This window comes from Shewanella sp. FeAMO (assembly GCF_053653955.1).
In genome coordinates this window covers 2,542,726-2,565,710 of sequence record NZ_CM132201.1, presented here as the reverse complement: position 1 = coordinate 2,565,710, position 22,985 = coordinate 2,542,726, and the positions used below count along the sequence as shown (strand labels likewise).

Genomic DNA, 22,985 nt, shown 5'->3' with positions numbered 1-22,985 from the left:
TTTTCTATATCTTGGATAACAAGATAGTGAGGTATGGCACTTTTTGCAAGCCTGAGTTTTGGGTATATCTTGTGGATATCTTGAGGATATTGACTGGCCGATTCCGCAAAGCGGCATCATTGCTGGCGCACAGTCGTCATGGTCAAAATTCAAGCGATCTCACTCAAGGTGATCGACTGCTAAAATAAGCAGCGATCCGCGATCCCGCGCAGATCCGGTCGGTTAAAGCAGCATCCGGACTGCGACTTTCTTTAAGGTCTTGTCTACTCAGGAAAACAGTGCCAATTTAGTGCTTGTCTTACCTTGTTACCACAATGGCAGCGACATCACTGCCTGTGGATGATTTAACTGCCAATCGGCACCCCATTCCGCCGGTTTATCCTCGGCCGCCAGATATCCCCACATGGCGATGGCAGAGGGCATATTGACCGCCTGCGCCGCTGCGATGTCGCGCTCGGCATCGCCAAGATAGAGAATACGTTCGGTCGCGCAGTTAAGCTGCTGAGCAGCCAGCAACATAGGGGCTGGGTGGGGCTTACGATAGAGGGTTGTATCGGCACTGACCACAGCATCAAAGCGCTTAAGCAGCCCCATGCGCTCTAACAAGGGCCGGGTAAAACGCGCCGGTTTATTGGTGACAATCCCCAGCGGTAAGGCTCTTGATAGGGCACTGTCCAGCAAGGCTTCTATGCCTTCAAACAAACAGGCTTTTTGGCCGTTAACCGCATCATATTCCCTGAGCATCGCTTGCCGGAGATGCTCCTGTTCCTCGGCTGAGGCTTGGGGCACGGCGGCTTGCACCATGGCAAGTGAGCCGTGAGAGGCCAGAGTGCGAAGAAGTTTGCGCTTATCCTCTATCGATACCCCATGGGATGCAAGGGCCAAGGCCAGTGCTTCGGTCAGGTCCTCGGCGGTATCCACCAGAGTCCCGTCCAAGTCGAACAGAATCCCTTGAAACGGCAGCTTAGGCGTCATGGCATCAGTCCTGGCGTTGGCAGGCAATCATATAGTTGACTTCAACGCTCTTGGTGTAACTGAATACGCCACTCAAGGGGTTGTATTTGATGCCCAGCGCGTCACGGCACAATAGTTCGGTGTTTTCTGCCATGGCAATTAATTCGGATGGGCGGATAAACTTACTGTGGTCATGGGTACCTGCCGGCAGCATTTTCAGCACATACTCGGCACCGAGTATGGTTTGCACCCAGGACATGATGTTGCGGTTAATGGTGGAGAAGAACACCCAACCTCCGGGCTTGACCATATCGCAACAAGCCTGGATCACAGATTGCGGATCCGGTACATGCTCGAGCATCTCCATACAGGTAACAGTGTCGTAATGCCCCTGATGATTCTGGGCATGCACTTCGGCGGTTTCCTGCAGGTAGTCTATGCTGACGCCGGCTTCCAGTGCATGCAGCCTGGCGACTTCCAACGGCTCAAAACCCATATCCAACCCGGTGACCTTGGCGCCAATGCGGGCCATGCTCTCGGACAGAATGCCACCGCCGCAGCCGACATCCAGTACCTGCTTGTCAAAGATACCGCCGGATTGAGCGTCTATATAATTAAGGCGCAGGGGGTTGAGTTCATGCAGTGGCTTGAATTCACCGGCAGGATCCCACCAACTGGCGGCCATACTTTCAAACTTGGCAATTTCCTGAGGGTCGACATTGGGTTGAGAAGACATATTCAGACCTGAAACAGCAATAATAAAGATGTGCCCATTATAACCATATAAGCCATAGGGAAGGGCAGCATAAATTGGCGCCTCAATGTGATCGATGGCACTAAAGGCCAAAAGCTGCACAAAATATCGGCAAGATTCGGTTTTTGATGATAAAAACAGCAACGGAACTCATGTCTATGACGGTGATATCTGCCCCCGCTCGCGACTTGTATCATGCCCCTGGCGTTTTTGGCCGCAAAGGCGGCTTTAAGGACTTCCGACATTAAATAACTGTGTTAGAATGCCAAATCACGTTTGTTGGGCTCGACAATGACACGGATTACAAGTTGTCAGCTAATTTAAGGGGATCGAGCAGTTTATGACTGATCTGGCTTTATCAATTTCGCCAATAAATATTGAAGACGAACTAAAGAACTCCTATCTGGATTACGCCATGAGCGTTATCGTCGGGCGGGCATTGCCAGACGTACGCGACGGCCTCAAGCCGGTGCATCGCCGCGTACTCTTTGCGATGAACGAGCTGAAAAACGATTGGAATAAACCCTATAAGAAGTCGGCACGTGTTGTCGGTGACGTGATAGGTAAGTATCACCCTCATGGTGATAGCGCCGTATACGACACCATAGTGCGGATGGCACAGCCTTTCTCACTGCGTTACACCTTGGTGGATGGCCAAGGTAACTTCGGTTCCATCGACGGCGATGCCGCGGCGGCCATGCGTTATACCGAAATTCGTATGGAAAAGCTGGCGCATCAACTGCTGGCTGACCTTGAGAAAGAAACCGTCGATTATGTCCCCAACTACGACGGCACCGAAATGATCCCGGCCGTGTTGCCGACCCGGATCCCCAACCTGCTGGTCAACGGCTCCTCCGGTATCGCCGTGGGTATGGCCACCAATATTCCGCCGCACAACCTGACCGAAGTGGTTAAAGGCTGTTTGGCACTTATCGAAGAACCTGAGCTGTCTATCGAACAGCTGATGGATTATATCCCGGGTCCGGATTTCCCGACTGCCGCCATTATCAATGGCAAGAAAGGCATAGAGGAAGCGTACCGTACCGGTCGCGGCAAGGCGATTATGCGCGCCCGTGCCGAGGTGGAAACCGAAGACAATGGCCGCGAGCGGATCATTGTTACCGAGATCCCATACCAGGTGAACAAGGCTCGTCTGATTGAAAAGATTGCCGAGCTGGTAAAAGACAAGAAAATTGAAGGCATCAGCGGCCTGCGCGACGAGTCTGATAAAGACGGTATGCGCATTGTCGTTGAGGTCAAGCGCGGCGAAGTGGCCGAGGTGGTGCTTAACAACCTCTATGCCCAGACCCAGATGCAAACCTCTTTTGGTATCAACATGGTGGCCCTGACCAATGGTCAGCCCAAGTTGTTTAACCTTAAGGAGATGCTGGAAGCCTTTATTCTGCACCGCCGTGAAGTGGTGACTCGCAGAACCGTGTTTGAACTGCGTAAGGCCCGCGAACGCGCTCATATCCTGGAAGCCCTGGCTATCGCCCTGGCCAACATCGACCCTGTGATTGCGCTGATCAAGGCCTCGCCAACACCGGCCGAAGCCAAGGTAAAACTGGTGGAAACCGGTTGGCAGCTCGGCAACGTGCAGGGCATGTTGGAAAAAGCCGGTGATGACGCAGCCCGTCCTGAGTGGCTGGAGCCGGAGTTTGGTATTCGCGATGGTCTCTACTATCTGACAGAGCAGCAAGCCCAGGCTATCCTCGAGCTGCGTCTGCACCGTCTGACCGGTCTTGAGCACGAGAAGATCCTCCAGGAATATGAAGAGCTGTTGGAGCTGATCGCCGGATTGCTGCATATCCTCAGAAGTCCAGAGCGTCTGATGGAAGTGATCAAAGAAGAGCTGGAAGAAGTGCTCGAGCAATATGGCGATGAGCGCCGCACCGAGATCAACGCTTCTGCCGTGGATATCAGCCTCGAAGATCTGATCTGCGAAGAAGATGTGGTAGTGACCCTGTCGCATTTGGGCTATGCCAAGTATCAGCCGCTGAGTGATTACCAGGCGCAGCGCCGCGGTGGTAAGGGCAAGGCCGCCACCAAGGTCAAAGACGAAGACTTCGTTGAGAAGCTATTGGTTGCCAATACCCACGACACCATTTTGTGCTTCTCCGACTTTGGCAAACTTTACTGGCTCAAGGTCTATCAGTTGCCGCTGGCCAGTCGTCAGTCGCGCGGTAAGCCTATCGTTAACCTGCTGCCATTGTCTGAGGGCGAGCACATTACGGCGATTCTGCCGGTTCGTGAATACGAAGCCGACAAGTATGTCATCATGGCCACTTCTCACGGTACCGTGAAGAAGACATCGCTTATCGAATACAGCCGCCCCAGAGCCAACGGCATTATCGCCGTTAACCTGAAAGACGGTGACCAGTTGATTGGCGTTGACCTGACCGACGGCAGCAATGAAATCATGCTGTTCTCCAACGAAGGTAAGGTGGTACGCTTCAGTGAAGATCAGGTGCGCGCCATGGGCCGTACCGCTACCGGTGTTCGCGGTATCAAACTCGAAGACGGTCAGGAAGTGGTTTCACTGATAGTGCCAAAAGAAGATGGCGCCATTCTGACTGTGACAGAGAACGGTTTTGGTAAGCGTACCGAGCTGAGTGAATACCCAACCAAGAGCCGTGCTACCAAGGGCGTGGTTTCCATCAAGGTCAGTGAGCGTAACGGCGCCGTAGTCGGTGCAGTTCAGGTCGGCGACAATGATGAGATCATGCTGATCAGCGACAAGGGTACACTGGTGAGAACCCCTGCGGCCGGCGTTTCCATCATAGGCCGTAATACCCAGGGCGTGACGATTATCCGCACCGCCGGTGATGAGGCCGTGGTGGGTTTACAGCGTATCGATGAAATCCAGTCTGATGAAGACGAAGTGGAATTCGATGAAAACGGCGAACCCATAGTGGCCGAACCTGCAGCCGAGGATACTGAAGGCCAAGCGCCCGAAGCACCTGAAGCTGAGCAGGAATAACAGCATCAAGCATATCTGAGCGTCCATCTGGACGCTCTTTTTTTCAAGGAGAACAATGAAGTGAGCACGATTTATAATTTCTGTGCCGGACCAGCCATGTTGCCGGCCGCGGTAATGCAAAAAGCCCAGCAGGAATTACTGGACTGGCAGGGGCACGGAGTCTCCGTCATGGAGATCAGTCACCGCAGTCAGGCCTTTATCGATCTCACCAAGGCTGCAGAATCCAGATTGCGCTCACTGATGAATATTCCCGAAGATTACCATGTACTGTTTATGCATGGCGGTGGTCGCGGTCAGTTCTCGGCTGTCGTGAATAATTTTTTGGGCAATAACGGTAGAGCCCTGTATTTGGAGAGTGGTCAGTGGTCAAAGTCAGCCACAGCAGAGGCCAGAAAGCTGGCCGGAGATGACAGGATTGATAGCCAGAGCATTGTTGAAAAGGTCAATGGACTCAACAAAGTAACCTTACCTAAGCTGGAAGGTGATAGTGGTAAGTATCGCTATGTGCACTATTGCCCCAACGAGACGGTAGATGGTGTCGAAATTTTTGAAGAGTTGGAGTCTCCCTGGCCAATAGTCGCGGATATGTCATCCACTATCATGTCCCGTGAAATCGATGTCAGTCGTTACGGGCTCATTTATGCCGGGGCGCAGAAAAATATCGGCCCTTCCGGTTTGGCCATAGTGATAGTGCGTAAAGAGATGCTGGCTTTGCCTGCCATGCCACTGTCGTCCATCATGGATTATCGCTTGGCGGCCGAAAACGATTCCATGTTTAACACTCCCCCTACTTTTGCCTGGTATCTGGCCGCTGAAGTGTTTGAGTGGCTGCACCGGATGGGCGGTATCGAGGCGATGGCAGAGCTTAACAAGGCCAAGGCCGAACTGCTTTACGCCTGTATCGATGAACTGGACTTTTACCGCAATGGGGTGGCGGCGCAAAACCGCTCGCGGATGAATGTGACTTTCCAATTGGCCGATGAGTCGCTCAATGGTGAGTTCCTGAAAGAGGCGGAGGCCGCAGGTTTGGTGGCTCTTAAAGGGCACAGAATTGTCGGCGGGATGCGCGCCAGTATCTATAACGCCATGCCTTTGGCCGGCGTTGAGGCCCTGGTTGCCTTTATGAAGGCGTTTGCGGCCAAGCACAGCAGCTGAACCCCGTCGAAAATCGCTTTATTGCAACAAGTTCCATAAAAAAGCGAATGCCGAGGCATTCGCTTTTTTTATCTCACTATCCAATTTTAACCTTGCAACACCTTGGCGATAGACTTGGCAAGGTAATCGACATTGCTATCGCTTATCCCGGCGATACTGATCCGGCTTGAATCCACCATATAGATTCCGAACTCCTGCTTAAGTTGTTCAACCTGCTCTGGCGACACCCCAAGGAAGGAGAACATCCCTTTTTGGCGGGCGATAAAGCTGAAGTCCTGCTCGACGCCTATCGCCTTTAAACGCTCAACCAGGATGGCACGGTTACCGTTTATCCTGTCACGCATCACCTTGAGTTCATCCAGCCACTGCTGTTTGAGTTGATTGTCGCCGAGAATGGTTTCCACCAACGCCGCGCCATGGGCCGGCGGCATGGAGTAGAGGCAACGCACCACGTAAAGCAGTACCGACAAGGCTACATCGGCGGCAGCACTGCTGTTGGCTATGATGCTGCAGGCGCCGATACGTTCGCGATAAAGGCCAAAATTCTTTGAGCAGGAGGAGCAGAGCAACATGTCTTCCACGGCGGCCGCCATCTTGCGAACGCCGTAGGCATCTTCCTCGACACCGTCACCAAAGCCCTGGTAAGCCATATCAATTAGCGGGGTAAAACCGCGTTTGACGGCGACTTGTACCACTTGGTCCCATTGTTCGGTGCTGAGGTCCTGGCCCGATGGGTTGTGACAACAGGCATGCAGCAGCACAACATCGTTTTCCCCAAGGGTGTTGAGTTTGGCGAGCATTTCATCAAACTTCAGCGCCTTGGTGGCGTAGTCATAGTAAGGGTAACGCTCAACCTTGAGACCGGCCGCTTCAAAAAGTCCGGTGTGATTGGCCCAGGTCGGATCGCTGACCCAAATGGTTGCGCCTGGGCGACAACGTTTAATAAAGTCGGCTGCGACCCGCAGCGCGCCTGTACCGCCGGGAGTGGATACGCTGCGAATGCGTCCGGCGCTCAGGGTAGGGTGCTGCTCACCGAATGCCAGCTCGGCAATGAGCCGATTGAAATCACTGCTACCGGCAGGGCCGATATACACCTTGGTGGTTTCCGTGGCGGTGCGGCGCTGCTCGGCGGTTTTAACGCAGTCGAGGATGGGGGTATTTCCCAAGATGTCTTTATAGACACCAACGCCCAAATCAATTTTTTCACCGCGAGGGTCGTCGCGATATTGGCTGAGCAGCCCAAGAATGGGATCGGCTGGCATCGCCTTGAGTGTGCTGAACATAGGGTTCCCTGGATTGAATACTTGTTGAAGAGGATTAGCATAACGGCATTTAGGCTATTTGTTAACGGCTGGCGAGGCTGCAGCAAGCGATAGTCAGAGTGGTGCAACTGGCAAGCTGGGCTTCCAGGGTGTAAAGCTCAGTTGCAGGAAAGGAGAGTCGCATCTGTGAGTCACGTCTTCGAAAGTCAATCGGACAGCAAAGAGCTTATTTAGCGCTGCTTGAATAATTTTCCGCTGAAATCGGCTTTTTTCAGCAAAAAACGGTTGAATCCCTGTGGCGCTCAGGTAACTTTAATGCCACGAACACTTAATTCAGGCCTATCAGCACTCGCTGTATCTAATCTTTTGTCTTGATTTACCGGTTTTATCCCATAATCGGTGACAAGGTCTTTTAACCCGCTTTGGCGGTACGTGGCGTGACGCTGCAACTCCGTCAAACACAGATGCAAGAATCCAAAAAAGATGAAGCAATTGCGACTGGATCCCATAAGTAGAATGCATGGGGAGGTCAACATCCCCGGCTCCAAGAGTATCTCCAACCGGGCGCTGCTATTGGCAACCCTGGCCAAGGGCACCACAGAACTGACCAATCTGCTCGACTCAGATGATATTCGCCACATGTTGGCAGCGCTCAAACAGCTCGGCGTGCAATTTGAGCTTTCCGAAGACAAGAGCCGCTGCAGCGTGCAGGGCCTTGGCGGCGCTATCAACAGCAACAAGCTGCAAGAGCTGTTTCTCGGTAATGCCGGCACCGCGATGCGGCCATTGTGCGCCGCGCTGACCCTGGGGAACGGTGAGTTTGTTCTCACGGGTGAACCCAGAATGGAGGAGCGGCCGATAGGAGATTTGGTCGACAGCCTCAAGGCGTTGGGCGCGGATATTCAATATCTGAAGGATCCCGGCTTCCCGCCATTAAAAATCAAGGCAACGGGCCTCAGTGGCGGGGATGTGGAAATTGCCGGTAATCTCTCCAGCCAGTTTCTTACCGCGCTCCTGATGGTTGCGCCGCTGGCCGGTGCCGCTGTCAATATCAAGGTCAAGGGTGAACTGGTTTCCAAGCCCTATATTGATATTACTTTAGCCTTGATGGCGCAATTTGGTGTCAAGGTTATCAACCACGACTATCAGCGTTTTGAGATCCCATCCGGTCAAAGCTATCTGTCACCGGGCAAGGTAATGGTGGAAGGCGATGCTTCATCGGCGTCTTATTTCCTGGCCGCAGGCGCCATCGCCGGCGGCGAAGTGAAAGTCACCGGAGTTGGCCGTCTCAGCATTCAGGGGGATGTCAAGTTTGCCGATGCGCTGGCGGCCATGGGCGCCGAGATTGAATGGGGAGATGACTTTATTATTGCCAGGGGTAGCCAGCTCAAGGGCATAGATATGGACATGAACCATATACCCGACGCAGCAATGACCATAGCCACAGCTGCGGTATTTGCCAAAGGGCCGACCCGCCTCAGTAATATCTACAACTGGCGTATCAAGGAGACAGATCGTCTCAGCGCCATGGCGACAGAACTGCGTAAAATTGGTGCCGAGGTGGAGGAGGGTGAGGATTATATTCTGGTTAATCCACCGCTTGCGCCCAAGCATGCCGCCATCGATACCTATAACGACCACCGCATGGCCATGTGTTTTTCGCTGCTGGCATTTGCCGATTGCGGCGTCACCATCAATGACCCGGATTGCACCTCAAAAACCTTCCCGGATTACTTCCAACGCTTTGCGGCCTTGGCCTGTTAAGCGGCTGAATTTCGGGCTGTTGACAGCAGCGGCCCGAAATTGACCTTGAATTCAGCATACGGAAAGCATGCAGTTGATATATAATATTGGCCGCTCATTTTCGGTGAACTCATACTGTGTCCTCATGGAAGATGGCAATTACTGCGGAGGAATTTATGTCTGAACGGGCGCCTGTTGTCACAATTGACGGCCCAAGCGGTGCGGGAAAAGGCACTATAAGTCAGTTGCTTGCCAACAAACTTGGATGGAAACTGCTCGATAGCGGTGCCATATATCGAGTGCTGGCACTTGCCGCTATTCACCACGATGTGGAACTGGATAACGAAGAGGCCATCACCCTGTTGGCCGCGCATCTGGATGTACAGTTTCTGGCGGGAGCCGGAAATGAAGCCATAAAAGTGGTGCTGGAAGGCGAAGATGTCAGCCATGCCATTCGTACTCAGGAATGTTCTGACGCAGCCTCGAGAGTGGCGGCGTTTCCCCGGGTGAGAGAAGCCTTGCTCAGAAGGCAGCGTGCTTTCAGAGTTGCCCCTGGCCTTATAGCCGATGGCCGGGATATGGGAACCGTTGTTTTCCCGCATGCACCGGCAAAATTGTTTTTAACAGCCTCGGCTGAAGAAAGGGCCCAGCGGCGCTATAATCAGTTGCAGGACAAGGGCTTCGATGTTAATATCGAGCGTCTTTTAACCGAGATCCAGGAAAGAGATCACCGGGATATGAATCGCGCAGTTGCGCCTTTGGTGCCCGCAGAAGATGCCCTGGTGATAGACACTACAGGACTCGGGATTGAAACTGTGCTGGAGCTGGCGCTCAAGCACATAGTTGACAAGTTATCTGACGTCAGTCTTTGAGACTGGCGAGATAGGCATTCGCCACAGGGAAGAGGCGAGTTATTTTACTGACTCCACGTTCAGGATAGATACGTGGTTTATTACTTAAAGTTAATTAACATGACTGAATCTTTTGCTGATCTGTTTGAACAATCCCTTCAACAACTGGAATTCCGCCCAGGTTCTATCGTTCGTGGTACTGTAGTTGCCATCGAAAACGGTATGGTACTGGTTGACGCCGGTCTGAAATCTGAGAGCCCAATCCCAGCTGAGCAATTCAAAAACGCTCAAGGTGAACTGGAAATCGCCGTTGGCGACCAAGTTGACGTTGCGCTGGATAGCGTTGAAGACGGTTTCGGTGAGACTCAACTGTCTCGCGAGAAGGCCAAGCGCCACGAAGCCTGGATCGTTCTGGAAAAAGCTTACGAAGATGCTGAAACTGTAATCGGTGTCATCAATGGCAAGGTTAAAGGCGGTTTCACCGTTGAGTTGAACGGTATCCGTGCGTTCCTGCCTGGTTCTCTGGTTGACGTTCGCCCAGTACGCGATACTGCTCACCTGGAAAACAAAGAACTGGAATTCAAAGTTATCAAGCTGGACCAGAAGCGCAACAACGTTGTTGTTTCTCGTCGTGCTGTTATCGAATCTGAAAGCAGCGCTGAGCGTGATGCTCTGCTGGAAAACCTGCAAGAAGGTCAAGCAGTTAAAGGTATCGTTAAGAACCTGACCGACTACGGTGCATTCGTAGATCTGGGCGGTGTTGACGGCCTGCTGCACATCACCGACATGGCTTGGAAGCGTGTTAAGCACCCATCCGAGATCGTGAATGTTGGTGACGAAATCAACGTCAAAGTACTGAAGTACGATCGCGAGCGCACTCGTGTATCTCTGGGTCTGAAGCAACTGGGTGAAGACCCATGGCTGGAAATCAGTAAGCGCTACCCAGAAAACACTCGTCTGACTGGTCGCGTAACCAACCTGACTGACTACGGCTGCTTCGTTGAAATCGAAGAAGGCGTTGAAGGTCTGGTACACGTTTCTGAAATGGATTGGACCAACAAGAACATCCACCCATCCAAGGTTGTTAACCTGGGTGACGAAGTTGAAGTTCTGGTTCTGGACATCGATGAAGAGCGTCGTCGTATTTCTCTGGGTCTCAAGCAGTGCAAAACCAACCCATGGGAAGACTTCGCTAACCGTTATGCCAAGGGCGACAAAGTTACCGGTAAGATCAAGTCTATCACTGACTTCGGTATCTTCATCGGTCTGGACGGCGGTATCGACGGTCTGGTTCACCTGTCTGACATCTCTTGGAACGGTAGCGGCGAAGACGCTGTTGGCGAGTACAAGAAAGGCGACGAAATCACTGCAGTGGTTCTGTCTGTTGATCCAGAGCGTGAGCGTATCAGCCTGGGTGTTAAGCAGACTGAAGACGATCCATTCAACGCTTACCTGGCCGACAAGAAGAAAGGTACTATCGTAGTTGGTACTGTTACTGCTGTTGACGCCAAAGGTGTTACTGTTGAGCTGGCTGACACTGTTGAAGGTTACATCCGTGTATCTGACATCAGCCGTGACCGTGTTGAAGATGCATCAAGCGTCTACAATGTAGGTGACAGCGTTGAAGCCAAGTTCATGGGCGTAGATCGCAAGAACCGTGCAATCAGCCTGTCTGTACGTGCTAAAGACGAAGCTGAAGAAAAAGAAGTGATGGCTAACCTGAACAAGCAGGACGACGCTATCATGACTAATGCAATGGCTGAAGCGTTTAAGGCAGCTCGTAAGTAAGTGCCTGTAGTACAGGGGGCTAGCCCCCTGTTAGGTGACTGTGTTTGGCTTGATAATAGGGGTAGCTAGGATGACTAAATCCGAACTGATCGAAAAACTCGCCACTGGGCAGTCGCAACTGTCGGCGAAAGAAGTAGAAGGCGCCATCAAAGAGATGTTGGAGCAAATGGCGAAGACATTGGAAAGCGGTGATCGCATAGAGATCCGTGGCTTTGGCAGCTTTTCACTTCACTATCGTGCACCTCGCACTGGTCGTAATCCCAAGACGGGAACATCAGTCGAGTTGGATGGCAAGTACGTCCCGCACTTTAAGCCAGGCAAAGAACTGCGCGAACGCGTTGACGCTTATAACCGTTAATCGCTGTTGTATTAAAAGCCTCCGAAAGGGGGCTTTTTTATGTCTGGATCTTGGCTAAAGCTGGTCAGCTCAGTCAAATTACTGGATAATCAGAACATTGAAACGCGTTTATGGAGTGCAACGTGAAGTCATTTGTCGCAACCGTACTGGTGGCAATGCTGTTTGTAGTGGCACTGGTATTTGGCTCCCGCAATGAGCAGCTGGTCACCATCAGTTATTTTGTGGCACAGGGAGAGTTCCGCTTGCCTGTAGTGTTGGCCGTGGTATTTCTGGCGGGGTTTATCCTAAGTTGGATCATCGCCTTCTACTACATCATGAAGCTGAAACTGTCATTGCGTAATGCCCGCAAAAAGATCCAGACCTTAACTCAGCAGCAGGGGCAAGACGCCTAGTATGCTCGAACTTCTCTTTCTGTTGCTGCCTATTGCTGCGGCTTACGGTTGGTACATGGGCCGCCGCAGTTTGAGGCAGAAACAGAATTCAGCGCAAAAGAAACTGAGCCGTGACTACTTCACCGGGCTCAATTTTCTGCTCTCCAATGAGTCGGACAAGGCGGTCGATCTCTTTATCAGCATGTTGGATGTCGATGATGAAACCATAGACACTCATCTGTCGCTGGGTTCCTTGTTTCGCAAGCGTGGTGAGGTAGACAGATCCATTCGTATTCACCAAAACCTGATAGCAAGGCCCAATCTCGCCACAGAGCAAAGAGACATGGCGATGATGGAACTGGGCAAGGACTATATGGCCGCCGGGTTCTACGATAGAGCCGAGGAGATATTCCTTAATCTCGTCAGTCAGGACGATCACAGCGAAGAAGCTGAAACCCAACTGATCTCCATTTACCAAATCACCAAAGAGTGGCAGAAAGCGATTGATATCACCAAGCGCTTGCCACGTAAACGACAGCAGGGTCTGAAACCCGTTATCGCTCATTTCTATTGTCAACTGGCCGAGGAAGCCGGCGATGAAGCGGGAAAACTCAAGGGCTTTCAAGCGGCACTTAAGCAAGATTCTCAATGTGGCCGCGCCTTGTTGTCATTGGCCAAGACCTACCTGGATGCCGGGCAATTGCCTCAGGCCAAGCAGATGCTCAACCAACTGATTGACGCTGATGCCGAGCTTTTTGCCGATGCACTCGCTTGTGCCCGCCAGCTCTATCAAGAGCTCAATGATATCGACGGTTATCGCGAGCTATTGGCTCACGCGATAGATAAGGGCGCCGGTGCCTCGGTTGTGGTGGCATTGGCGCAACGCATGATTGAAGACGGCAACATCAAAGGCGCCGAAGACATGGTGATGGAAGCTCTCTATCGCCACCCCACCATGCGTGGGTTCCAGCACCTGATGCAGATGCATATCAAGCAGGCAGAGCAGGGGCAGGCACGAGATAGCCTGGCGATGCTGGAAAAACTGGTAGAACAACAAATAAGATTCCGTCCAAGTTACCGCTGTCGGGAGTGTGGTTTCCCGGCACACACCTTATATTGGCACTGCCCATCCTGCAAGAGCTGGGGCAGTATCAAGCGGGTGCGTGGCTTGGACGGTGAATAACCCTCAGATAACGGAGTAAAAATGACAGAGACACCTATTGTGGTCGCCTTGGACTTTGATAACAAATTCAAAGCATTGCAACTTGTTGATAAGTTGGATCCGTCTATGTGCCGCCTTAAGGTAGGCAAAGAGATGTTTACCCTGTTCGGGCCTCAACTGGTGAAAGAGATCCATGACCGAGGGTTTGATCTGTTTCTTGACCTGAAGTTTCACGACATTCCCAACACAGTGGCCAAGGCGGTCACTGCCGCCGCCGAAATGGGCGTCTGGATGGTGAATGTCCACGCCAGTGGCGGCCTCGCCATGATGGAAGCCGCCCGCCGAGCATTGCTGCCTTACGGGGATAACGCCCCCTTGCTGATTGCGGTTACTGTGCTGACTTCAATGAGCGACGATGAGCTCAAGCTTATTGGTGTTGCAGGCAGTGCTGAAGATCAGGTTCGCAGGCTGGCGCGCCTGACGCAAAAAGCCGGCCTCGATGGCGTGGTCTGCTCGGCCCGTGAGTCCAGTATGCTCAAGGCTGAACTTGGCACCGATTTCAAACTGGTGACCCCGGGCATTCGTCCGGCGGGCAGTGATGCCGGCGATCAAAAACGCATCATGACCCCGGCTGAAGCGATGGCGGCTGGCTCAGATTATCTGGTCATAGGTCGACCCATTACTCAAGCGGTCGATCCTTTGGCGACACTGCAGGCGATACATCAATCGCTGGCATAAACTTGTGACATACCGGCGACTCGCAGTATGGACCGGAATAACGAATGATCAGTGGATAGGAGAGAAGCTCAATGTTCGATTATCAGGGTAAGTATGTAGTGGTCGTCGGGGGTACCAGCGGCATTAACCTCTGTATCGCCAAGGCGTTCGCAGTTGCCGGTGCCCATGTGGCGGTTGCCAGCCGTAACCCGGAAAAAGTGGCAGCCGCGGTGGCGTTATTGAATGAAGCCAATCCACAAGGTCAACATCTGGGCCTGAGCTTCGATGTCAGGGATTTGCCGGCACTCGAGCAAGGCTTTGCCGTCTTGGCCCAGAGTTTCCCGCATATCGATGTGCTTGTCAGTGGCGCCGCCGGCAATTTCCCCGCCAGCGCCGCCAAGCTCAGTGCCAACGGTTTTAAATCTGTCATGGATATCGATTTGCTGGGCAGTTTTCAGGTGTTGAAGCAAGCCTATCCCATGCTTAAGCGCCCTGGCGCCAGCATTATTCAAATTTCGGCGCCGCAGGCGTATATTGCCATGCCGATGCAGATCCACGTTTGCGCCGCCAAGGCGGGCGTCGATATGTTGACCCGCACCCTGGCTTTGGAATGGGGGCCAGAGGGTATTCGGATAAACTCCCTGGTACCCGGGCCGATTGCCGGTACCGAAGGGTTCAATCGCCTGGCGCCGTCGGCGCAGTTGCAGCAACAGGTGGCCGAGAGTGTGCCGTTAAAACGCAACGGTGAGGGGGAAGATTTGGCCAATGCGGCACTCTTTATGGCATCGCCAATGGCTTCGTATATTACCGGAACCATATTACCGGTTGACGGCGGTTGGTCGCTTGGCGGTGCCAGTGCGGCAATGAGTCAGCTCGGGGCACTGGCAGCAAAGCAAGAATCAAGTAAGTAGCAAGAGAGAGATTATAAAATGGCAAACGCATTACAGGAACAGTTGCTCAAGGCGGGTCTCGCCAGCAAGCAAAAAGTTCGCGATGTCAAAACCCAAAAGAAACGTAACCGCAAGTCCAATATTGATGACGGCTCTGCTGAGCTGAAGGCGCAGATCGCTCAGCAGAAAAAGCAGCAGGCAGAAAAGGACAAGGCACTCAATGAACAACGCTTTGCCGAGGCCACAGAGAAAGGTCTGGTCCGTGGCCTGGTCACCGAAGTTAAGCAAAATGCGGTGGCGCTGCCGAAAGATGGCGAGATCAAGTTCAACTATACCCTGGAGAACAAGATATACCCCTTGTATATCAATGAAAAACTTCAGAGTCAGTTACTCGGTGGCCGCTTGGGGATAGTGCGAATTGAGCAAAGCAGCTATCTGGTGCCTCATAAACTCGCCGAGCGGGTTAATCTGTTGGTGCCGGCTTGGTGTGGCTATTTGTGGCAGGCCGAGAACAACGCCGCGCAAGTAACGGAAGAAGACGACCCTTACGCAGATTATGTCATTCCGGACGATCTTATGTGGTAAGGCGCTTATACCTACCGATTCGGTATAACGCTTGAAAGCCAAAGGCCTCCATAGGGAGGCCTTTGTTGTTTGTGCAGGTTTACCCGTCAGTCACGATACGTTTCACCATAGAAGCTCGCCAGCAGCAAAGCTTTCAGTTCACCTATCAAGGGATACCTGGGATTGGCGCCTGTACACTGATCATCAAAAGCATCTTCAGCCAGTTCATCGAGCTTATCCAGGAAATCGGCTTCTTTGACACCGGTTTCCTGAATCGAGGCCGGGATCCCCAAAGCCTGCTTCAACTGCTCGATTTTGGCTATCAAACGCTCGACTTTTTCGGCGTCACTCAGCCCAGCGTCTGTCAGCTTGAGGTGATCGGCAATGGCGGCATAGCGGCAGAGCGCCTTGGGTCTGTCATACTGGCTGAAGGCGGCTTGCTTGGTAGGCAGGTCGGTGGCGTTGAAACGGATGACATTGCTTATGAGCAGTGCATTGGCCAAACCGTGGGGCAGATGGAATTCGGCGCCCAATTTATGGGCCATAGAGTGACATATTCCCAAGAAAGCGTTGGCAAAGGCGATACCGGCAATAGTGGCGCCGTTGTGCACTTTTTCGCGGGCAATCGGCGCCGCTGCGCCTTCTTCATAGGCTTTGGGCAGGTGCTCAACCAGAAGACTCAAGGCCTGCAATGCCTGACCGTCACTGTACTCGTTGGCCATCACGCTGACATAGGCTTCCAAGGCATGGGTAATGGCATCGATACCACCAAAGGCTGTCAGGGATTTGGGCATATCCATCACCAGGTTGGGATCCACAATTGCCATATTGGGGGTCAGCTCATAATCGGCGATGGGATATTTGGCACCTGTCTTCTCATCGGTCACCACGGCAAATGGCGTGACTTCAGAGCCGGTTCCTGAAGTGGTGGGGATAGCCACCATCTTGGCCTTGCGCCCAAGTTTGGGGAACTTGTAGATACGCTTGCGAATATCCATGAAGCGCAGCGCCAGATCGGCAAAGTCCACCTGAGGATGTTCATACATCACCCAGATGATCTTGGCGGCGTCCATGGGTGAGCCGCCACCAAGGGCTATGATCACATCCGGTTGGAAGCTCTCGGCCACCTTGGTTCCGGCGCGAACCACAGCCAGGGTAGGATCGGCCTCCACTTCATAAAACACCTCGGTATCCAGCCCCAAGCCTTTGAGGATTTTGATGGTTTCATCGCAGTAGCCGTTATTGAACAGAAACTTGTCTGTCACTATCAAGGCGCGGCGTTTGTCGGCCAACTCTTCCAGTGCTATGGGTAGGCTGCCGCGGCGGAAATAGATGGAAGATGGAAGCTTGTGCCACAACATATTCTCGGCCCTCTTGGCGACGGTTTTCTTGTTGATAAGGTGACTCGGACCCACATTCTCCGAAATGGAGTTGCCGCCCCAGGAGCCACAGCCCAGGGTGAGGGAGGGCGCCAGTTTGAAGTTATAGAGATCGCCGATCCCGCCTTGAGATGCCGGGGTGTTGATCAGAATTCGAGCGGTTTTCATTCGCTCACCGAAACGCTTGACCCGCTGCACCTGGGTATCCTGGTCGGTATAGAGCCCAGAGGTATGGCCGATACCACCGAGTTTCACCAAGGCATCGGCCTTATCCAGCGCCTCGTCAAAGTCTTTGGCGCGGTACATACCAAGCAGCGGCGAAAGCTTTTCATGGGCGAAGGCTTCGGCTTCAGTTATTTCATCCACCTCACCGATCAGTACCTTGGTCCAGTTCGGTACACTGAAGCCGGCCATTTCGGCAATGCGCGCGGCACTCTGGCCAACAATGGCGGCGTTGAGGGCGCCGTCTTTGAGAATAACCTGTTTCACCGCAAGGCATTCTTCGTCACTGAGCAGATAGCCGCCGTGATGGGCGAAGCGCTCCCGCACCGCCTGATAGATGCTGTCGAGCACTACTACCGCTTGTTCGGAGGCGCACACCACACCGTTATCGAAGGTTTTTGACATCAGGATGGAGGCCACAGCCCGTTTGATATCCGCGGTTTCATCGATAACCACAGGTGTGTTACCTGCGCCGACACCGATAGCCGGTTTCCCGGAAGAGTAGGCGGCCTTCACCATACCCGGGCCGCCGGTGGCCAGTATGAGATTTATCTTTTCGTGGGTCATCAGATGATTGGATAGTGCGACACTGGGTTCATCTATCCAACCTATAATGTCCTCGGGAGCCCCGGCCTTGATGGCGGCATCCAGTACTATTCGGGCGGCCGCGACTGTGGATGCCTTGGCCCTGGGATGTGGGGAGAACACTATGGCATTACGGGTTTTCAGGCTGATAAGCGCCTTGAAGATAGCAGTGGAGGTAGGGTTGGTTGTCGGTACTATGCCGCAGATGATCCCCACGGGCTCGGCGATAGTGATGGTGCCGAAGGTATCGTCTTCTTCCAGAATGCCGCAGGTCTTTTCATCCTTGTACTTGTTGTAGATATACTCGGAAGCAAAGTGGTTTTTAATCACTTTGTCCTCCAGCACTCCCATGGAGGTTTCGGCGGCGGCCTGTTTCGCCAGCACAATTCTGGCATCGGCGGCAGCCAGCGCTGCAGCGCGAAATATTTTGTCGACTTGCTGCTGACTGAAGCCGGCGAATTTCGTCTGAGCCTGGCTGACTCTTTCCAGTAGCAGATCCAGTTCCTCGGTATTGGTGACTTTCATAATCAGTTTCCCGTAAAAAAATTTAACAAAGACTCATCTTGGTTAAACTCTCTCACATGAAATAAAATTACAACCAAACGGCGTTGTTATCTGTGATCTTGGCCACAGGCATGGCGTTTTATGTAATTCAACAACGTTGGATCTCATCCAGGAGCGAAAAACAACTTTGCATTAGTGTCGACTATACTGCAGCTTTGGCTGCACTGATATTACGAAAATTTATTCGAAGTTGTGACCGAGAATAGAAAATCTCATTTCTGGGGTTTGTTAACTTAGGGTAGAGTATGCACCGTCTCAAGCTACTGTTTCCCGGTGAGTTCCCTACACTGGAAGGATACGAAATTGGATTTGACCCTGTACGTTAAATTTTTCCTCGGACTGGTGGCTATCATCAACCCGGTGGGCCTGTTGCCGGTATTTGTCAGCCTCACCAGTCACCAGACTGAGGCTGAGCGTAATCATACTGCCAAAATATCCAACTTTGCCGTGGTGGTGATCCTCCTGGTTACCACAGTGGCGGGTCAGTATATATTGAATATGTTCAGTATTTCGCTGTCGGCATTCCGAATTGCCGGCGGTACACTGATTGCCATCATCGCCATGTCCATGTTGCAGGGAAAGCTGGGCGAGGTGAAACGCAATCAGGAAGAGGACAGGGAAGCCTCGGCGATGGAATCGGTTGCCGTGGTGCCGCTGGCTTTGCCGCTAATGGCCGGCCCGGGGGCTATCAGCTCAGTCATCGTCTTTGCCGCGGAGCATAAAGGCCTGGCCAATCTGCTGGCCATGTCGGTGACTGTGGCCCTGTTTGGTCTGCTCAGCTTTGCATTGTTCAGAATGGCTTCGGTTATCAATAAGCTCCTCGGCAAGACAGGGATTAACGTGATCACCCGTCTGATGGGACTCTTGATGCTATCCATCGGCATAGAGGTGATAGCTGCCGGCTTCAAGGGATTGTTTCCCAACTTACTGGGATAAAATAAAGCGCCTTCGGGCGCTTTATTTTTAGTAGGTTGCGACGATTGTTCATCAGTAATTCTGGCTCAAGTCTATGATGGCACCGCCCTTGGGGCTGAACAGTTGTTGATGCAGCCTGGCGGCAAACTCATCTGTCATTCCCGAGATATAGTCTGCTATCACTCTGTGGCTGTTTTCCCCCTTGCAGTTGGCCTGTTGCCAGCGTGATTGGGTATTGTGGGGCAGGAGCCTCAGAGGATCCGAAGCAAAGGCTTCAAACAGCTCCATCACTATCTGTTGGCCCTTGTACTCCAGCATCTGGATCTCGGGCTTACGCACCACATATTTGAGGACAAACTGTTTCAGCAGCTCCAGCAGCTCGGCAAAGGCCGGTTCCAACTTGGCATTGAATCTGAGCAAGGGTTCGGCAAAGTCCGGGTTCTCGTCGATTTTGATGGCGGTTACCAGCGCATTGACCAGGGTCCCTATGGCATCCTTGCGCAAGTGATGTTTGCGGGAAAACAGCTTGAGCTCAATATTCCCGAGCTGGCTTTGGATCCACTCATCTTCAATGGCCTGTAGCGGAGCACGCATATCCTCTTGCCAATTCGAGCCGGTGACTATCCCCATTACTATGGCATCTTCGAGATCGTGCACCGCATAGGCGATATCATCGGCCAGCTCCATAATGGTGCAGTCGAACGACTTGAAGTGAGTGCGTCGGTGCAGTCCTTCCCCAGGGCTGTAATGACTGAGAAAGCTCTGCTTGTCTTTACTGTCCAGCGGCTCAAGTACCCAATCGAGGATAGCTTCATCATCATCGAAAACCCCTTTCACCGGCGGCCATTGGCTCGGCCTTAACTGACGATAGTGACTCAGTTCCGGCTGAGGTCTATCCACTTTCAGTGTGCGTACCGGCGCCGGGTATTTGAGTACACCGAGCAGGGTGCGCCGGGTCAGGTTCATGCCAAAGTGTTCGGTATAGGGTTCGAGCCGGGTAAGGATTCTGAAGGTTTGACCATTGCCTTCAAAGCCGCCGTGCTCACGCATCATGTAGTTGAGCGCCACCTCGCCGCCATGGCCGTAGGGTGGGTGACCTATATCATGGGCCAGGCATAGGGCTTCGAGCAGGCTCATGGAGTCGAGCAAAAAGGCCATTTCGGGATAGTGCTGCTTCAACTGGGCGGCAATGCCAGTGCCTATTTGCGAGACTTCCAGTGAGTGGGTCAGGCGGGTGCGGTAAAAGTCGTTCATGCCCACCCCAAGCACCTGAGTCTTGGCCTGTAAGCGCCGAAAGGCGGCAGAGTGCAGAATTCTGGCTCTGTCTCTCTGATAGGGACTGCGATTATCGTCTCGGCGCTGACTGTTATTGGGCTCGCGCCTGGCTTGCCAGTGGGCTTGGCTCATAATCTCTCCTGCTAGAGCAGTTGATTGATTTCATCCAGATCCAGGGTGAAACTGGGAATAAAATGCTCGCGAAAATACGCCACTGCCGGGTCGGGGTTGGCATCCAGCATGGTTTCGAGTCGCTTGCGGGCACTGTTGAACTCGTTGTTTCCGGCGCGTTTTTCTTCGAGACACTTGAGATAAGCGCACAGCGTATCGGCGGACTTGACCAACTTGCGATGGCTGAGCTCGGCGCTATCACTGATAAACAGCGAGCGGTAATCATCACGAAACTCTTCAGGCACCATCTCCAGCAGCCTGGCTTCGGCTATGGCTTCAATCTTCTTGTATTCGGCCTCTATCTCGGCATTGAAGTATTTGACCGGGGTGGGCAGATCGCCGGTAAGAATTTCACCGGCATCGTGAAAGATGGCCAGGGTCGCGGCGCGATCGGGCGAATATTGGCCATTGAACTTACGGTTACTGATGATGGCCAGCGCATGGGCCACCATGGCAACCTGCAATGAATGTTCCTGCACATTCTCGGGGCGGACGTTATACATCAAAGGCCAACGCTGAATTAACTTCATCCTGGCCAGGTGGGCAAAAAGGTGACTCATACAACTTCCTTTGGTAGCTAAGTTTTTTGCTCGTTTCCCTTACTTTACCTCAGTGGTTAAAGGCTGTCAGTGCCGGGCGGGGATAAAAAAGCCGCCTCGATGGGCGGCTGGCATTGTGTTATTGGCGGTAGTACTCAAGGAAGTCACCGAAGGCGAGCAGGGCCCGTTGTAAGTCTTCCTTATGAGGCAGGAACACCACTCGCAGGTGATCCGGCTCCGGCCAGTTAAAGGCGGTGCCCTGTACCAAGAGAATTTTCTTCTCTTTCAGTAGATCCAACACCAGGCGCTCATCGTCCCTGAGACCGAAACGCTTGCTGTCGAGGCGGGGGAATGCATACATGGCGCCCTTGGGTTTCACCACACTCACACCGGGAATTTGATTGAGCAGCTCATAACAGATATCCCGCTGCTGAGTCAGGCGGCCATCGATGGCGGTAAGCTCATTGATACTCTGATAACCCCCCAATGCGGTTTGAATCGCATGCTGATTGGGCACGTTGGCGCAAAGGCGCATAGAGGAGAGCATCTCCAGCCCTTCAATATAGCTGCGCGCCGCCTTGAGGTTGCCGGATAGCATCATCCAACCGACCCGGAAACCAGCAGCCCTATAGGCTTTGGAAAGTCCATTAAACGTCACGGTGAGAATATCGTCCGACAGGCTGCAGGCCGGGATATGCACAGCGCCATCGTAAAGAATTTTGTCATAGATCTCATCGGCAAACAGTATGATGGAGTGCTGCCGACACAGCTCAACAATCTCCAGCAACAGCTCGCGACTGTATACGGCCCCGGTTGGATTGTTGGGGTTGATAATCACAATTCCGCGGGTTCTTGGGCCAATCTTGCTCTTGATATCCTCAAGGTCGGGAAACCAGTCGGCCGCTTCATCGCAGCGATAGTGGCGCGCCTTGCCGCTGGCCAGGTTAACCGCCGCGGTCCACAGTGGATAGTCAGGGGAGGGAACCAACACCTCATCATCGGTATTGAGTAGCCCCTGCATGGCCATCACAATCAATTCGGAAACACCATTACCTATATAGATATCTTCGATATCGACACCGAAGATCCCCTGGGACTGGTAATGCTGCACTATCGCCTTGCGGGCAGAGAACAAACCTTTGGACTCACAATACCCTTGGGCCGATGGCAGGTTGAGGATAACGTCACGAACTATCTCTTCCGGGGCTTCAAAGCCAAAGGGGGCCGGGTTACCTATATTGAGCTTAAGAATACGATGACCTTCATCCTCCAACCGACGCGCTTCTTTATGTACCGGCCCTCGAATATCGTAACAAACACTGTCGAGCTTATTGGATTTGATGATTGGCCGCATTACTACCTCGAAACTGGCTGATATGAAAGAGTTTAACCTTCGGCACAATACCTAATTTCAAGCGCCTTAGAAAGAGGGGTAAAGCCAAATTTTGTATTTGCGGCAGAACTTTCATCTTTAAAAGCAAAAAAATACGCATGATAAAAAGATAAAAACTCTGAGTTTGTTGCAAAATTAAGTTTGAAGGACTGCTTTGAGTGCTAAGGAATAGCAGTTATCACAAAGTCGCCTTAGGAAGGTGCGAACAAGTCCCATGTGTGCTCTGCGTCGGCTTACAGACCTGGATGCAAGGCGTGGTTCGCAGCAAATGGCCCTAGTCCTTTGCAAGAAGCACAACACAGCAGGCAGGCTTGTAAGCCACGCCCTTCGGGGCTTTCACAGCAACCGGCTCTCTGCGTTATCTGACTTTGACAGGCCCCGGCATGCCTTCAG

The 22,985-nt window shown here is 52.7% G+C and carries 19 protein-coding genes; 12 read left to right on the top strand and 7 right to left on the bottom strand.

The window, feature by feature from the left end; all coding sequences use genetic code 11:
* Positions 1-306: 306 nt before the first annotated feature.
* Complete coding sequence (locus ACWAU4_RS11460) at positions 307-975, bottom strand: HAD family hydrolase (RefSeq protein WP_045282896.1); 669 nt, start codon at positions 973-975, stop codon at positions 307-309.
* A 4-nt stretch (positions 976-979) separates the two neighbouring features.
* Complete coding sequence (gene ubiG / locus ACWAU4_RS11455) at positions 980-1,690, bottom strand: bifunctional 2-polyprenyl-6-hydroxyphenol methylase/3-demethylubiquinol 3-O-methyltransferase UbiG (RefSeq protein ID WP_044735812.1); 711 nt, start codon at positions 1,688-1,690, stop codon at positions 980-982.
* Positions 1,691-2,048: 358 nt separating this feature from the next.
* Between ubiG and gyrA the strand changes: the two genes are divergently transcribed.
* Both gyrA and serC read left to right on the top strand, forming a co-directional pair.
* The gene (gyrA, locus tag ACWAU4_RS11450) at positions 2,049-4,688 is read left to right on the top strand and encodes a DNA topoisomerase (ATP-hydrolyzing) subunit A (RefSeq protein ID WP_117200710.1); all 2,640 of its coding nucleotides are present in this window, start codon (positions 2,049-2,051) and stop codon (positions 4,686-4,688) included.
* Positions 4,689-4,748: 60 nt separating this feature from the next.
* Entirely contained in the window at positions 4,749-5,843 is a 1,095-nt protein-coding gene (gene serC, locus ACWAU4_RS11445; RefSeq protein WP_044734506.1) for a 3-phosphoserine/phosphohydroxythreonine transaminase, read from the top strand.
* 86 nt (positions 5,844-5,929) lie between these two features.
* On the opposite strand, the gene ACWAU4_RS11440 is transcribed toward serC, so the two are convergent.
* A complete protein-coding gene (locus tag ACWAU4_RS11440; RefSeq protein WP_044734505.1) occupies positions 5,930-7,126 on the bottom strand; it encodes an amino acid aminotransferase in 1,197 nt (398 codons plus the stop codon).
* 462 nt (positions 7,127-7,588) lie between these two features.
* On the opposite strand from ACWAU4_RS11440, the gene aroA reads away from it, so the two are divergent.
* From aroA to ACWAU4_RS11395, 9 genes are all read left to right on the top strand, one after another.
* A complete protein-coding gene (gene aroA, locus ACWAU4_RS11435) occupies positions 7,589-8,869 on the top strand; it encodes a 3-phosphoshikimate 1-carboxyvinyltransferase (RefSeq protein ID WP_144216193.1) in 1,281 nt (426 codons plus the stop codon).
* Positions 8,870-9,024: 155 nt separating this feature from the next.
* Positions 9,025-9,720: a (d)CMP kinase gene (gene cmk / locus ACWAU4_RS11430; RefSeq protein WP_025010415.1), complete on the top strand. Its 696-nt coding sequence runs from the start codon at positions 9,025-9,027 to the stop codon at positions 9,718-9,720.
* Between the two features lie 99 nt (positions 9,721-9,819).
* Positions 9,820-11,487 carry a 30S ribosomal protein S1 gene (rpsA, locus tag ACWAU4_RS11425; RefSeq protein ID WP_025010414.1) on the top strand — a complete coding sequence of 556 codons (1,668 nt, stop codon included), beginning with the start codon at positions 9,820-9,822 and terminating at the stop codon, positions 11,485-11,487.
* 70 nt (positions 11,488-11,557) lie between these two features.
* Positions 11,558-11,845: an integration host factor subunit beta gene (gene ihfB, locus ACWAU4_RS11420; protein ID WP_025010413.1), complete on the top strand. Its 288-nt coding sequence runs from the start codon at positions 11,558-11,560 to the stop codon at positions 11,843-11,845.
* A 122-nt stretch (positions 11,846-11,967) separates the two neighbouring features.
* Positions 11,968-12,237 (top strand): LapA family protein, encoded by a 270-nt coding sequence (locus tag ACWAU4_RS11415; protein WP_025010412.1) that lies wholly within the window; start codon positions 11,968-11,970, stop codon positions 12,235-12,237.
* A 1-nt stretch (position 12,238) separates the two neighbouring features.
* Positions 12,239-13,399, top strand: a complete 1,161-nt coding sequence (lapB, locus tag ACWAU4_RS11410; protein ID WP_144216195.1) for a lipopolysaccharide assembly protein LapB — start codon at positions 12,239-12,241, stop codon at positions 13,397-13,399.
* Positions 13,400-13,420: 21 nt separating this feature from the next.
* Positions 13,421-14,116, top strand: coding sequence for an orotidine-5'-phosphate decarboxylase (gene pyrF / locus ACWAU4_RS11405; protein ID WP_144216197.1), 696 nt, complete (start codon positions 13,421-13,423; stop codon positions 14,114-14,116).
* Between the two features lie 71 nt (positions 14,117-14,187).
* Positions 14,188-15,006 (top strand): SDR family oxidoreductase, encoded by an 819-nt coding sequence (locus ACWAU4_RS11400; RefSeq protein ID WP_025010410.1) that lies wholly within the window; start codon positions 14,188-14,190, stop codon positions 15,004-15,006.
* Between the two features lie 18 nt (positions 15,007-15,024).
* Entirely contained in the window at positions 15,025-15,570 is a 546-nt protein-coding gene (locus ACWAU4_RS11395; RefSeq protein ID WP_025010409.1) for a DUF2058 domain-containing protein, read from the top strand.
* A gap of 86 nt (positions 15,571-15,656) precedes the next feature.
* Here the strand turns inward: ACWAU4_RS11395 and adhE are convergent, their stop codons facing one another.
* Entirely contained in the window at positions 15,657-18,260 is a 2,604-nt protein-coding gene (gene adhE / locus ACWAU4_RS11390; RefSeq protein ID WP_454290274.1) for a bifunctional acetaldehyde-CoA/alcohol dehydrogenase, read from the bottom strand.
* Positions 18,261-18,602: 342 nt separating this feature from the next.
* Here adhE and ACWAU4_RS11385 point away from each other — a divergent pair, with 342 nt between their 5' ends.
* Positions 18,603-19,235: a YchE family NAAT transporter gene (locus ACWAU4_RS11385; RefSeq protein ID WP_025010407.1), complete on the top strand. Its 633-nt coding sequence runs from the start codon at positions 18,603-18,605 to the stop codon at positions 19,233-19,235.
* A gap of 51 nt (positions 19,236-19,286) precedes the next feature.
* On the opposite strand, the gene ACWAU4_RS11380 is transcribed toward ACWAU4_RS11385, so the two are convergent.
* The 3 genes from ACWAU4_RS11380 to ACWAU4_RS11370 all read right to left on the bottom strand — a co-directional run bounded on the left by ACWAU4_RS11380 (position 19,287) and on the right by ACWAU4_RS11370 (position 22,553).
* Positions 19,287-20,621 carry an anti-phage deoxyguanosine triphosphatase gene (locus tag ACWAU4_RS11380; RefSeq protein ID WP_101058769.1) on the bottom strand — a complete coding sequence of 445 codons (1,335 nt, stop codon included), beginning with the start codon at positions 20,619-20,621 and terminating at the stop codon, positions 19,287-19,289.
* Positions 20,622-20,632: 11 nt separating this feature from the next.
* Complete coding sequence (gene yfbR / locus ACWAU4_RS11375; protein ID WP_025887388.1) at positions 20,633-21,220, bottom strand: 5'-deoxynucleotidase; 588 nt, start codon at positions 21,218-21,220, stop codon at positions 20,633-20,635.
* A gap of 118 nt (positions 21,221-21,338) precedes the next feature.
* On the bottom strand, positions 21,339-22,553 hold the full coding sequence (locus ACWAU4_RS11370) for a pyridoxal phosphate-dependent aminotransferase (protein WP_454290273.1): 1,215 nt from the start codon (positions 22,551-22,553) through the stop codon (positions 21,339-21,341).
* Positions 22,554-22,985: the final 432 nt, after the last annotated feature.

Excerpts from the sequence above, each read along its gene's own strand:
- ihfB (WP_025010413.1), top strand. The coding sequence starts at position 11,558 with ATGACTAAATCCGAACTGATCGAAAAACTCGCCACTGGGCAGTCGCAA.
- lapB (WP_144216195.1), top strand. The coding sequence starts at position 12,239 with ATGCTCGAACTTCTCTTTCTGTTGCTGCCTATTGCTGCGGCTTACGGT.
- ACWAU4_RS11440 (WP_044734505.1), bottom strand. The coding sequence starts at position 7,126 with ATGTTCAGCACACTCAAGGCGATGCCAGCCGATCCCATTCTTGGGCTG.
- ACWAU4_RS11370 (WP_454290273.1), bottom strand. The coding sequence starts at position 22,553 with ATGCGGCCAATCATCAAATCCAATAAGCTCGACAGTGTTTGTTACGAT.
- ACWAU4_RS11380 (WP_101058769.1), bottom strand. The coding sequence starts at position 20,621 with ATGAGCCAAGCCCACTGGCAAGCCAGGCGCGAGCCCAATAACAGTCAG.
- ACWAU4_RS11460 (WP_045282896.1), bottom strand. The coding sequence starts at position 975 with ATGACGCCTAAGCTGCCGTTTCAAGGGATTCTGTTCGACTTGGACGGG.
- ACWAU4_RS11395 (WP_025010409.1), top strand. The coding sequence starts at position 15,025 with ATGGCAAACGCATTACAGGAACAGTTGCTCAAGGCGGGTCTCGCCAGC.
- adhE (WP_454290274.1), bottom strand. The coding sequence starts at position 18,260 with ATGAAAGTCACCAATACCGAGGAACTGGATCTGCTACTGGAAAGAGTC.
- pyrF (WP_144216197.1), top strand. The coding sequence starts at position 13,421 with ATGACAGAGACACCTATTGTGGTCGCCTTGGACTTTGATAACAAATTC.
- rpsA (WP_025010414.1), top strand. The coding sequence starts at position 9,820 with ATGACTGAATCTTTTGCTGATCTGTTTGAACAATCCCTTCAACAACTG.
- yfbR (WP_025887388.1), bottom strand. The coding sequence starts at position 21,220 with ATGAGTCACCTTTTTGCCCACCTGGCCAGGATGAAGTTAATTCAGCGT.
- gyrA (WP_117200710.1), top strand. The coding sequence starts at position 2,049 with ATGACTGATCTGGCTTTATCAATTTCGCCAATAAATATTGAAGACGAA.
- ubiG (WP_044735812.1), bottom strand. The coding sequence starts at position 1,690 with ATGTCTTCTCAACCCAATGTCGACCCTCAGGAAATTGCCAAGTTTGAA.
- ACWAU4_RS11400 (WP_025010410.1), top strand. The coding sequence starts at position 14,188 with ATGTTCGATTATCAGGGTAAGTATGTAGTGGTCGTCGGGGGTACCAGC.
- aroA (WP_144216193.1), top strand. The coding sequence starts at position 7,589 with ATGAAGCAATTGCGACTGGATCCCATAAGTAGAATGCATGGGGAGGTC.
- cmk (WP_025010415.1), top strand. The coding sequence starts at position 9,025 with ATGTCTGAACGGGCGCCTGTTGTCACAATTGACGGCCCAAGCGGTGCG.